The organism is Synechococcus sp. PROS-7-1 (genome assembly GCF_014279795.1).
In the GTDB taxonomy this organism is placed as follows: Bacteria; Cyanobacteriota; Cyanobacteriia; order PCC-6307; family Cyanobiaceae; genus Synechococcus_C.
Genome location: NZ_CP047945.1, coordinates 1,475,669 through 1,487,790 on the forward strand (window position 1 = coordinate 1,475,669; position 12,122 = coordinate 1,487,790).

Annotated in this window: 8 protein-coding genes; 7 read left to right on the forward strand and 1 reads right to left on the reverse strand. The window is 61.9% G+C overall.

From position 1 onward, the window contains the following. Positions 1-49 precede the first annotated feature (49 nt). The 7 genes from SynPROS71_RS08130 (at position 50) to SynPROS71_RS08160 (ending at position 11,872) form a co-directional block, all read left to right on the forward strand. Complete coding sequence (locus SynPROS71_RS08130) at positions 50-706, forward strand: metallophosphoesterase (RefSeq protein ID WP_186597981.1); 657 nt, start codon at positions 50-52, stop codon at positions 704-706. Then, a complete protein-coding gene (locus SynPROS71_RS08135) occupies positions 700-4,017 on the forward strand; it encodes an exodeoxyribonuclease V subunit gamma (protein WP_186594395.1) in 3,318 nt (1,105 codons plus the stop codon). Before SynPROS71_RS08130 ends, SynPROS71_RS08135 begins: the two co-directional genes overlap by 7 nt. Next, on the forward strand, positions 4,014-7,703 hold the full coding sequence (locus SynPROS71_RS08140) for a UvrD-helicase domain-containing protein (protein WP_186594397.1): 3,690 nt from the start codon (positions 4,014-4,016) through the stop codon (positions 7,701-7,703). Before SynPROS71_RS08135 ends, SynPROS71_RS08140 begins: the two co-directional genes overlap by 4 nt. Beyond that, positions 7,700-9,358 carry an ATP-dependent RecD-like DNA helicase gene (locus SynPROS71_RS08145; RefSeq protein ID WP_255442059.1) on the forward strand — a complete coding sequence of 553 codons (1,659 nt, stop codon included), beginning with the start codon at positions 7,700-7,702 and terminating at the stop codon, positions 9,356-9,358. Before SynPROS71_RS08140 ends, SynPROS71_RS08145 begins: the two co-directional genes overlap by 4 nt. Further along, positions 9,333-9,668: a phosphomannose isomerase type II C-terminal cupin domain gene (locus SynPROS71_RS08150; RefSeq protein ID WP_255442060.1), complete on the forward strand. Its 336-nt coding sequence runs from the start codon at positions 9,333-9,335 to the stop codon at positions 9,666-9,668. The genes SynPROS71_RS08145 and SynPROS71_RS08150 overlap by 26 nt, the downstream gene beginning before the upstream one ends. A 102-nt stretch (positions 9,669-9,770) precedes the next feature. After that, on the forward strand, positions 9,771-11,597 hold the full coding sequence (locus SynPROS71_RS08155) for a DEAD/DEAH box helicase (protein ID WP_186594401.1): 1,827 nt from the start codon (positions 9,771-9,773) through the stop codon (positions 11,595-11,597). Between the two features lie 5 nt (positions 11,598-11,602). Continuing rightward, positions 11,603-11,872 (forward strand): hypothetical protein, encoded by a 270-nt coding sequence (locus tag SynPROS71_RS08160; protein ID WP_186594403.1) that lies wholly within the window; start codon positions 11,603-11,605, stop codon positions 11,870-11,872. On the opposite strand, the gene SynPROS71_RS08165 is transcribed toward SynPROS71_RS08160, so the two are convergent. After that, the gene (locus SynPROS71_RS08165) at positions 11,869-12,066 is read right to left on the reverse strand and encodes a hypothetical protein (RefSeq protein WP_186597982.1); all 198 of its coding nucleotides are present in this window, start codon (positions 12,064-12,066) and stop codon (positions 11,869-11,871) included. The genes SynPROS71_RS08160 and SynPROS71_RS08165 overlap by 4 nt on opposite strands. Positions 12,067-12,122: the final 56 nt, after the last annotated feature.

Sequence of the window (12,122 nt, forward strand, 5' to 3'; positions counted from 1 at the left end):
TGCCAAGACCAGCCACAGCGGTCAGAATCGCTTGAGATTGTTTATGGCGATGGCAGCCGTTCAGGGGCACCACTGGGTCATCGGTGATGTACACGGATGCCACGAAGCCCTGGTCAGCTTGGTGACTGTTCTGCCGCACAACGACCACTTGGTGTTCTGCGGTGATGTGATCAACCGAGGTCCAGCCATTGCCGACTGCATGAATCTGGTTTGGGAGCTGGTTTGCGGAGGACGGGCCACTTGGTTGTGCGGCAACCATGAGCAGAGCTTGATCCAGGGGCTTGAGCAGTCCCCCGCCAGCGGGCATGGAGACCTCTTGACGATCGACACCTACCGCCAGCTCGGGGATGGCCTCTCGCGCCAGTGGCTGCAGCGTCTGCAACAGCTTCCTTACGTGTTCCAGGGCGAGGGATGGGTCGCCACTCACGCAGGATTTGACGACTCCGGGCGCCCAGACCTGCACATCCGTGAACCCTTCTGGGATCACTACAACGGGCGTCACGGCAGGGTCATTGTCGGGCATACCCCTCGACCAGCTGTTGAGTGCCAAGGCCACATCGTGATGATCGACACCGGCGCCGTCTACGGCGGCCTGCTTTCGGCCTTTTGTCCTGAAACCGATGCGGTGGTTCAGGTGCATGGACCCAGAGTCATCTCTGAGAGTCCTGCTCAGCAAAGAGAACTGGCCACAGGGCTGCCTTGCTAAGGATTTATCGCAGCAACAGAGCCGAGCTCTTAGCTCAGCTCCTCGCCCAGGATCTCAATCTCAACCCTCCCGAGCCTTTCGAACAGGTGGAGGTAGTGGTCAACACCTGGCCTACGAGCCGTTGGCTTGGCGAACGGCTGGCCAGCATCAACGGAATCAGCGCTCTCGTGCGCTTTCCTTTTCCCGGGAGCCGTCTCCGCCAACTGGTGCAAGCCGTGCTCAGCACGGAGGCTCCCATTGATGATCCCTGGCGAGCCGAACGGTTGGTCTGGACCGTGCTCGCTGTGCTGCCACAACTGATGCAACGCGAGGAGGCTAAGCAGCTCAGGCAGTGGTGGGACAGTCACCGGACGGCATCCGAGGCTCTGTCGCGGGAACAGTGGTTGCTCGCCCGCCAACTGGCAGACGCGGTGGATGATTACGCGCTTTACCGACCTCAGGAACTCGCTGGCTGGCTGGCCGGCGACGACGGCGGAAACCTCCCGGACACTCTGCGCTGGCAGCCCCTGCTCGTGCGTGCGCTCGCTGCGCTCCTTCCAAACGATCCCTTCGGCTTACAGGTTCAACGGGCCGTTGATCGACTGCGCTTGGGACAAGCGCCGGCCACACCGCTGCCGAAGCGTCTGAGGCTGTTCGGTCTCAGCAATCTCGCACCCGTGCAGATTGATCTACTTCAGGCTTTAGCCGGGGTCATACAGGTGGAGCTTTATTTGCTCACGCCCTGTCCGGATCTGTGGGAGCGATCAGCGCAACGACGGCGCCGACTGGGCGAAAACTGGACCGCATCGCCTGATGGAACCTGGCTGATCGAGGCCCCGAAACTGGAAGCCATCCTCGGTCGCATGGGAGGGGAATTCCAGCTGCTACTGGAGGGCAGTGGCGACTGCCTGCTCAGCAACACGGACCAGGCTGATCTGTTTGCCGATCCGGTGGCGATGGCAGCTTCAGAAGGCCGGCAGGGGTCCTTGCTGGAGCAACTGCAACGGCAGCTTGCAAGCACCGAACAAGTTCCATTGCAGCGCCAGAGCTCCGATCGCTCCTTGCTGTTCATGGGCTGTGCAGGTCCCTGGCGGGAAGTGCAGCTGGTGCGGGATCACATTCTTCACTGGATGGCCGACGATCCCACGCTTCAACCACGGGACATCCTCGTGATGACGCCTGATGTTGAGCGTTATGCCCCGCTGCTGGCCTCAGTGCTCTCTGACCAGGACGCCACCGGAGTGGATCTGCCCTGGCGCCTCACTGACCGCAGTCAGCAGAACAGCCCTGGATTGCAGCAGGCCTTCATGACCCTGCTTCAGCTCAGTGCGGAGCGTCTCACGGCCACAGGACTGGAAGCACTGATGAGCAATCCGGCGTTTCTCAGTCTTCAGGGTCTCGAAGCCCAGGAGGCGATGGACATCACCGCTGCCTTGCAACGCAGCGGCTTCCGTTGGGGACTTGATCATGAGGAACGCCATGGCGATGACACCCACAGCCTGCGCTGGTGCCTGGATCGCTGGCTCATCGGCTTGATCCTCCCCGATGAGCCTGGCCTGGCACTCGGCACCTGTGCTCCCGCCTTAGCGGATCTGAGCCTTCAGCAGCTCGAGCGCTGGTGGCCGCTTCTGGATCAAATCGCACGATGGATCGCTCAGTTGCGCCAAAGCGGAAGCTGCTCGGTGTGGGTGGAACGCTTGCGGCGGCTGCTCTCTGATCTCTTCGGCGACGGTGGTGCCTGGGACTGGGAACTGCAAGCAATCCAGCAATGCCTGGACGGCTGGGTGCTGCAGGCAGGCCACTGCGAACTCAACCTGGAAACCACTGTGGTGATCGCGGTTCTCGAGGAAGCACTTTCGGCGGACAGTGGCCGCTTCGGCCACCGCAGCGGTGCCATGACCGTGAGCGCCCTCGAACCAATGCGTGCCATTCCCCATCGGGTCATCGTGCTCATGGGGCTGGATGCCGCCTCCTTTCCTCGTACACGGGAACGCCCGGGATTTCATCTGCTGGAGCGGCAGCGGAGGCTTGGGGATCCAAGCAGTACAGATCAAGATCGCTACGTGCTGCTCGAAGCGCTGCTCTCCTCCCGTCAGCACCTGTTGATCAGCTGGAGCAGCCGTGATGAACGACGCGGAGACACGCTGCCGCCCTGTCCGCCCGTGCAGCAGTGGCTCAGCCTGCTGCGCCAGGAGCTCAGCGAGGAGGCGATGGCTCAGGTGTTGATCGAACCACCGGCCAACCCTCTGGACGCAGCCAACTTCATCCCTACCAAAACTGACGCATTGAGCTGTGATCGTCGCCTGCTTCAGGCCAGGCAGTGCCTCGACGATCCGCAACGCCCGGCCCCAGGCCATGCCCCCCTCGGTCTCGCCCTGCCCATTCACTGGACCCTGGAAGCGAAACCCGCGGCAGCGCAGGCCAACACGCTGAACAGCGACCAAGTGGAACAGCTGGAACGCTGGCTGCAGGCTCCCCAACGGGCTTGGCTCCGGCAGCGGGGCATCGAAGCTGGGGAGTGGTGTGATGCCGTTGAAGATCGATCTCCACTGGCCCTACCCGAACGCGCCCTTCGCGCCGTGATCACCGAGCGCTTGCGTGATGAACTCGATGGGCTCACGAGAAACTCTGAGGCCCGGTGGGACACCTCCAAGTCCGGAGACTGGTTGCGCTGGAGCTGCGGCCGGGGGCTGCTACCACCCGGGGCTGGGGCGGCGCTGGACGACAGCCGCCTGGAACAGCGTTGGCAAAACCTGCAGACCACCCTGTTCAGTCTCGGACCCCTGCAGCAACCTCCGCGATGGGAGGGGCTGGCGATTGCGCCACTACCAAAGGCTGGGGAGACCGCTGTGATGATCAGCGCCTCCAAACTTCAGGCCCGCACCGTGCTCGAGGGCTGGTTCAAACACCTTCTCAACCAGCGGGAGGGCCGATGCTCTCCGACCGTGGTGATCTGCCGCGGGGATAGCAGCAGCAAAGCCGAGACGTTCTCCGTCGCCATGCGCTGGATGCCGATGGAGCCGCAGCAGGCTGATGGATTGCTCAGCGACCTGTTTGCACTGGCTGATGAGGGGCTCCGGATCTGCTGGCCAATCCCCCCGGAAAGCGGACTGGCCAGAGCGATCACCCTGGCCAAAGGGAGAGACGTTGCCGACCGCGCCTTCAGCACCTGCTGGCATGGCGGGATCAAGCGTTGGGCCGAACGGGATCGAGGTGATCTCCAGGCCTGTTTCGGTGACGGTTGTGATGCGGACTCTCTCCTCAACAGCCCCGGGTTCGACAGCGCATTCGACAGCCTGTATGCCCCGCTTCTCGAGGCCAGAAGCCAATGACAGGTCAAGGGGAAGCCCGCACCATCCGCTTCGAGCCGAACCGCTACCCGCTCACCCCGGGGCTGAGATTGCTGGAGGCCAGCGCAGGCACCGGCAAAACCTTTGCCTTGGCCCATCTGGTGATGCGGCTTGTGGTGGAAAGAGAGCTCAAGCTCGATGCACTTCTTGTGGTGACGTTCACAGAAGCAGCAGCTGATGAACTGCGTGACCGCATCGGCAAGCGACTCGACGGAGCGCTTCAAGGGCTCCTGCGTCTTGAACAGGGAGACGATGACGGGGCAACGGCAAGCGATGCGGTTCTCCAGGAGTGGCTGGAGGAGCATGGCCGCGATCGAGCAGGGCGCAGAAACAAGGCCAGCCTGCTTCTTGAAGCTCTCGAAGCGCTTGAACGAGCCGATATCACCACCATTCATGGCTTCTGCCGGCGCACCTTGCGCCGGCAAGCCCTGGAGAGTGGCAGGAGCCTGGATCTCTCGCTCGACGATGACCCTCAGACCCTGGTGGAAGAGGTGGCCCATGACCTCTGGCGCGAACAGATCCTCTCGCTTGACCCCGGCGATGTCGCCGGGCTCCTGCAGACAGGACTGCGAGAAGACACCCTGACGGCTGAACTCTTGCGTCTTGATGGCGATTGCGGTGTGCGCATCGCCGAAGACGCCGAGAGCATCAATCCTGAGGACGCTCTACGGGATATTTTCCCCCTCTGGCTCAAGCAGCGATGGCTGCACTTCTGCGAGCTCTGGAGCAGCGAAGGAGCTGAACTGGAGCAGTGCCTTCGCGATTGCGCCCAGGAATGGCACAGCCTCGGCTGCAAGGACACGAAGCCCTACAGCCGCAAACCCACGAAGAATCGCGCCGCCCTGCTGAGCAGCTGGCTTGAAACAAGCGACGACACGCAATCGCTACCAATCCGTTACGCAGACGTGCGCAACCAGGCCATTCTTGGCACTTTTTTTCACCCAGGCGTCTTCTCCAAAACAGCCCGCAAATGCGGCGAAACCTCACCAAACCTGCCTCGACCTGAGCTAATGCAAGCGATCGCTGCGCTCTGGGATGGACCAGGGGAGCAGACCTGGCGCTATCTGCTCATGCGCGGACTGCGCGAGATCGATCAACGACGCCAACGTCGCGGAGTGGTGGGTTTCTCCGGCCTTCTCGATGCTCTGAACCCCACGGATCCATCCAGGTCGCAACCGTGGATCACAGCCCTGCGGACCCGCTACAAGGTTGCATTGATCGACGAATTTCAAGACACCGATCCCCTCCAGTGGAAGCTCCTGCACCAGACCTTTGCCTCCAGCGACCATCTTCTGCTGATGGTGGGCGACCCCAAACAGGCGATCTATCGCTTTCGTGGTGGCGATCTGAACACCTACAAGAGCGCACGCGCTCAGGTCGATCGCATCGACGACCTGCTCGACAACAGGCGCACCACACCTCCACTGATGGAGGCCATGAACTGCTTAATGTCTCCAGGACTCAAGCACTCCGAGCTCCCAGTACCCGCGGTATCGGCGAAGGCCAGCTGCACCCCTCTGTCGCTGCCGGCAGGCGAGGCACCGTTGCAGATCCTCGCGTTCAATCCCGAGGATGCAGGCGGCAACAGGAGTCGAACCGATCTGGAGGCAAGCATTCCCTCCTTCGCTGCGGATCTGCTGCTTCAGATCCTCGGCAACGACACCTCGCTCACCCCTGCAGACCTCTGCGTTCTTGTCAGTCGCCACCGGCAGGCTGAGGCAATCCGCGACCAGCTCTCACGGGTGGGCCTGCCCAGCCGACTGATCAGCCCTGGGGATGTGCTCAGCAGCCGTGGAGCCGATGAATTGCAATGGTTCCTCGATGGTCTTGCCCGCCCAGCGGACAATGAACGGCTGCGCCGACTGGCTGCAGGAGCCTTGATGCAATGGCCTGCCGACACCCTGGAAGCGTGCGATCGAAACGGGCAACTCGACCAGTTCGCCGCCCAGCTCCAGGCCCTCGCCGAAGCCTTGCCTCGGCTCGGACTGATGGGCTGCCTGGCCCAACTTCTGGAAGGTGAAACTCTGGCAGACCTGTCGACCCGCGGACGCCTCCTGGGAGATCTGCAGCAGTGCGCACGCCTGGTGCAGGACTCCATGCACCGACAGGGGCTCAATGCTGCAGGCGGAGCTGACTGGCTGCGCCGGCAGCGCCTGCATCCACCGGATAACGTTCCGGAACAGCGCCAGCCTTACAGCGATCTGGTGGCCAGCGCAGTGGCCGTGTTCACGGTGCATCGCAGCAAGGGTCTGCAATATCCGGTTGTGATCTGTCCCTACCTCTGGGAGGCGCCATCTCCTGGGAAAGGGCCACTGTGGCGTCTTCCTGCAGGTGATCGCTCAGGGAGCTGGAGGGTGGCCCTGAATCCGCACTGGGGAAGCGGCCACGCAGCCACCTGCGCCGATGAAGATGAGTGCATGGCGGAGGCCGAACGTCTGTCCTATGTGGCGGTCACCCGCGCTGAACGCCATTTGGTGCTCTTCAGTGCCGGTGAAGCCAACCCCAGCGGCAATCCTCTGGATCCCTGGCTGGAAGCACTTGCTGACGAGGACCATCCGCAAATCAGCCTGCATCACCCACGTGCCATTCCTCCAGACGTGCGCTGGAGCCCATCCAGACAACCCCGGTCACTTCAGTGCGGACGGGTACCGAAGGAAGCCCTGGATCGCTCCTGGGGACGCAGCAGCTACTCGGCATGGATTGCCAGTGCCTCCAGCCCACACCAAAGCAATCGCACCAATCCTCACGAACTCGAGGAAGGCCGGGATGTGGATGCCAGAACCGACGCACCGTCCACAAGCGCGCCAGACCTTGGGCCTGCCGAGGTGCCAGACGTCCAGCCAAGTGGAGAGCCACTGCCGCGCAATGGCTCTCTCAGCACGTTTCCCCGTGGAGCATCAGCAGGCGATTGCCTGCATCGGATCCTGGAGCAGATTCCCTTCGATCAGCCGATCGAACAACCCAACAACCACGAACTCGTCGAGCGCGAGCTGAGTCGTTCCGGCCTGGATCTCACGTTGAAAGATGACGTTCTCAAGGCCGTCAACACGATCCTCCGCTCACCCCTTGGCGGCCCCCTCGGCACTCTGCGCCTGGCTGATCTCCACAGCGGTCGCCGCCTGCATGAACTCAGCTTCGATCTTCCAGTGGCCCATACGGGCAGAGCTGTGCGGGCATCGGCTCTTGCCAGTGCCTTCCGCCGGGACTCACACAAGCGGTTTGGTTCGGACTATGCCGCTCGACTGGAGACTCTGGACATTCACAGCCGGGGCTTCCTCACAGGCTCAATCGATCTGGTGTTCACCGATGGGGATGATCCCACCACCGCCCGCTGGTGGGTCGCCGACTGGAAGAGCAACTGGATCGGCGAGCGGGACGACGGTGGACAGCCCCTGCATTGCGGCCCACGGCACTACACCCAATCCGCGATGGAGGAGCAGATGCTCCAGCACCACTACCCCCTCCAAGCCCACCTTTATCTGGTGGCCCTGCATCGCTTCCTGCAGTGGCGTCTGATCGACTACTCCCCGGATCGCCATCTCGGCGGCTACGCCTACGTCTTTCTTCGCGGTGTCAGCGAGCGGGGGGGGAGCGGCGTGATTCTCGAACCTGCACCGTTGCAGCGGCTGGAAAGTTTGAATCAGCTGCTCCAAGGAGCCCAGCCATGAACCGCAGCGAAGGCGCACAACTGAGCCAACAACTCGCCAACGGAATCATGGCCATGCTGCGCCGCCGCCGACCACCTGAGGCAAACCTGTCAGCAACGGATCACCAGGCGCTCGAGGATCTCGTTCAGAAACTCACGGCGGCTCTCAGCGTGGGAGCAACAAGCTTGAGCATCGAGGAGGGGCAGCGCGAGCTCCTCGAGCGCAGCGGATGGCTCACTGATCCGCCCCAGTTGATGGTTCTCGATGGCGATCAATTGCACTGGAAGCGATGGCATCAGGCCATGCAGTGCCTGGAGAAGGAACTCATCGATCGCAGTCACACCCTTCCCAGCGGGGGCCAAGCCAACGCCGTGAATCCGCCAGAGCTCGGGACGCTCAATGCGGAGCAGCGGGCCGCTGTCCACGCCATCACACGCCATCGCCTGGTGATGGTGAGCGGCGGTCCAGGGACGGGGAAAACCAGCACAGTGCAGGCGATGCTGCTTCAAGCCATGGCTGAACGCGAGGCCTTGCGCATCCATCTGGCGGCCCCCACTGGCAAGGCAGCCCGACGCCTGGAGGAAGCGCTTCAGAGCGACCCGCAAACCAAGGGCCTGCCCTGCACCACCCTGCATCGCCTGTTGGAAGCGCGCCCGGGAGGCTTCGGCCGTAACAGCCGGCACCCCCTGAATCTTGATGTGCTCGTGGTTGATGAAGCATCCATGGTGGATCTCAACCTGGCTCAGGCACTGCTAGCGGCCCTGCCTCGAGAGGCACAGCTGGTGCTTGTGGGAGACGCCAACCAACTACCACCCATCGGCGTTGGAGCGGTCTGGCAACACCTCCAGCACCCAGAACGCCGGCACCGTTTCGGTGATGCCGCCATCAACCTCCACAAGATCTATCGCAACAGAGGGGATCTGGCACGGCTGGGAAGCCTGCTGCGCAACGCGGGAGACGAGGCCTTCTGGAACGCGTGCAATGGGCTGGATGAACAGGCGAATGTTGCCCTCCAGATCTGCCATGAACGTCGGATCCCCGACTCGGTGACCCAAACCTTGCGACATCGCCTCGCCGAGCTCAGCCGCGCGACGGCGGCATTGTCCACCGACTCAGAGGGCCAACCCAACCCCACAACCAGCGCAGAACTGCTCAGTCGACTCGACGATCTCATCGTTCTTTGTCCTCGCCGCCGGGGCCCTTGGGGTGTTGATGCCCTGCATCGCGATCTACTCCAAGGAGAGGATCCGGCGGGATGGCCTGAAGGTCTACCGGTGCTCTGCAGCGAAAATCAGATGGATCTCGGACTCGCCAATGGCGACCTCGGTCTGACGATCGGGAAAGGTGCGTCACGACGGTTTTTATTCCGCTGCAACGACGGCAATGCAGGCAGCCTGTTCCGACTGATTCATCCTGCGCGCATCCGCCAGCTGGAGCCAGCTCTGGCCCTCACCATCCACAAAGCGCAGGGGAGTGAGGTCAACAAGGTGATCGTGCTATGGCCCCCCCAGGACGGGTCGGATTCTTCAGCCCTTCTCTACACAGCGATGACTCGGGCACGCCAACGGCTGATGCTGTATCGCCTGGCGCCGGCCGTCATTGACGGCATGCTTGAGGGAAGCAGCGACGGTTCAAAGCGTGTCAACACGGGTGGAACGCCCCTGGGGTTGGTATGAAGACCTGCTCTTAGGCCCCGGCTACAAACTCAAGCGACTGCTGGTGCGCCAGGGCTGCAGACTGAGCCTCCAGCGCCATCGCCATCGCAGCGAAAACTGGACCGTCGTGGCTGGAACAGGACAGCTGCTCTGTGATGGCCACGCGGTGGATGCGACGGCAGGAACCACGTTTCATATTCCCTGCGGCTCGATTCACCGCGCCATTGGCGGGCCAGGCGATCTCCTGATCATCGAAGTTCAACACGGGAGCACACTCGAGGAAAGTGATATCGAACGCCTCGAAGATGACTTTGGTCGGGTGATAAATTAGAGATTCACCTTTGAACAGACGGCAAGCAATACTGCGCGGCATCTGCCGATGGGACGTTGCAAGCCTGATTTGAAGGATCAATCAGGCTGAGCGCCGTTTCCTATGACCCAGACACCCCCGCAGGCCGCAGTGCCTTGCGCCGTGGATCTCACTGTTTCTGAGCATCCCCCTGAATCACTGCCGAATGAGGAGCTGTTCACCACCGTGATCGCTCCCTGCAATGACGCCGAGCCTGCAGAGAGCAGCGAAGCAGAGTCCACAGAGGAAGCGTCTGGCTTCGCCGGATTTGGCTTCAGCGAAGCCCTGTTGAAAACCCTGGATGCCAAGGGCTACAAGGAACCCTCACCGATCCAGAAAGCGGCCTTTCCCGAGCTGATGCTCGGTCGAGACCTTGTGGGTCAAGCCCAGACGGGTACGGGCAAAACAGCGGCTTTCGCCTTGCCCCTGCTCGAGCGTCTGGACGGTCGCAGCAGCCAACCTCGGGTGCTGGTGCTAGCCCCAACCCGGGAACTGGCCATGCAGGTGGCTGACTCGTTCAAGGCCTATGCCGCCGGTCATCCCCACCTGAACGTGTTGGCGATTTATGGGGGATCAGATTTCCGCTCCCAGATCCATACCCTCAAACGTGGGGTCGATGTGGTGGTGGGCACCCCAGGAAGGGTGATGGATCACATGCGACAAGGCACCCTTGACACCACCGGCCTCCGCAGCCTGGTGCTCGATGAAGCCGATGAAATGCTGCGCATGGGCTTCATCGACGACGTGGAGTGGATCCTTGACCAACTCCCCGAGGAACGGCAGGTGGTGCTGTTCTCGGCAACGATGCCAAACGAAATCCGCCGCCTTTCGAAGCGTTACCTGCGCGAACCGGCTGAAATCACGATCAAAACCAAGGATCGGGAGGCGAAGCGCATCCGCCAGCGCTCAATCACCCTGCAGAATTCCCACAAGATCGAAGCACTCAACCGGGTCCTGGAAGCGGTCACCGGCGAGGGTGTGATCATTTTCGCCCGCACCAAGGCGATCACCCTCACGGTGGCCGAATCTCTTGAAGCAGCGGGACACGATGTGGCCGTCCTCAATGGAGACGTTCCCCAGAACCAGCGAGAGCGCACCGTGGATCGGCTGCGCAAGGGGACCGTCAACATCCTGGTGGCAACTGACGTTGCTGCACGCGGATTGGATGTGGACCGCATCGGGTTGGTGATCAACTACGACATGCCGTTCGACAGCGAGGCCTATGTGCACCGCATCGGCCGCACCGGCCGCGCTGGTCGAACAGGGGAAGCGATTTTGTTCGTGACGCCGCGCGAACGACGCTTTGTGGGCAACCTCGAGCGCGCCGTGAATCAGTCCATCGAGCCGATGGATATTCCCAGCAACGCGGAGATCAATCAGAGCCGGTTGGATCGACTCAGAGAGCGCCTCAGTCAGGCTGCCTCCTGCGAAGCCAACGACGAGACCTCCCTCTTGCAGGAACTCATTCAACGTGTGGGCCAGGAGCAAGAGCTCACAGCGGATCAGCTGGCTCTAGCGGCATTGAAACTGGCCGTTGGTGACCAACCGCTTCTGGTGAGCGGTGATGAGAGTTGGCTTCAGGCACCTGTGCGTAACGACCGCCGCGATGATCGGCGAGGGGGGGAGCGCGGAAGGGATCGTCGTCGTCCCGAGCGAGATGCCCGCCCGCCTGAAGAGAACATGACGCGATATCGGGTGGAGGTTGGTCACCGTGACCGGGTCAAGCCCGGGAATCTGGTGGGAGCCATCGCCAATGAGTCAGGGCTTCAGGGCCGCATGATCGGCCGAATTCAGATTTTCGAGTCCCATAGCTTTGTCGACCTTCCGCAGGGGATGCCCGAGGATGTCTTCAATGCACTCCGACGCCTGAAGGTGCTGAATCGGGAACTGCAGATCACCCAAGCCTCCTGACTTTGATGAACACGCGTATTCCAGTCCTCAGCCTGGCATTGAGCCTGTTTGTCGCTCCGATCGCTCCCGCTGTTGCGGCGGGAGAAAACGACACGATCACCCGTTTGTGCCTGGCTGGTTTTAACGCCGCCATGTCCCATGCCGGCAAGACCCCTCCGGCGGGGATGGGCGACTACACCTGCAAATGCTTTCTCGATGAAGTGAATGCAGGAGGCTCAATCCAGGCCGCCCAGGACACCTGTAAGCAGAAAGCAGCCGCGCGCTACAAGATCTAGAAGCTCGGCGTTGGCGTGATGTCGAGGCTTGCACAGGGCTGACGAAGCACGGTGGCCTCGATGAGGTGAATCATCTCGATCTGCACATCAACTTGGGAGCTTGTCATCAGTTCCTGCAACAGCTCGAACTGATCAGCCGCCATTAGCTCACCGTCGGCAGTCCATCCAAGGCAACGAAGGCTGAGTCCAGACACTGGCAACTCCGTCAGGGTCTCCTGACAATGACGGGATCGGCAGTTGAAGCGGCGCA

Excerpts from the sequence above, each read along its gene's own strand:
- SynPROS71_RS08130 (WP_186597981.1), top strand. The coding sequence starts at position 50 with ATGGCAGCCGTTCAGGGGCACCACTGGGTCATCGGTGATGTACACGGA.
- SynPROS71_RS08140 (WP_186594397.1), top strand. The coding sequence starts at position 4,014 with ATGACAGGTCAAGGGGAAGCCCGCACCATCCGCTTCGAGCCGAACCGC.
- SynPROS71_RS08145 (WP_255442059.1), top strand. The coding sequence starts at position 7,700 with ATGAACCGCAGCGAAGGCGCACAACTGAGCCAACAACTCGCCAACGGA.
- SynPROS71_RS08155 (WP_186594401.1), top strand. The coding sequence starts at position 9,771 with ATGACCCAGACACCCCCGCAGGCCGCAGTGCCTTGCGCCGTGGATCTC.
- SynPROS71_RS08160 (WP_186594403.1), top strand. The coding sequence starts at position 11,603 with ATGAACACGCGTATTCCAGTCCTCAGCCTGGCATTGAGCCTGTTTGTC.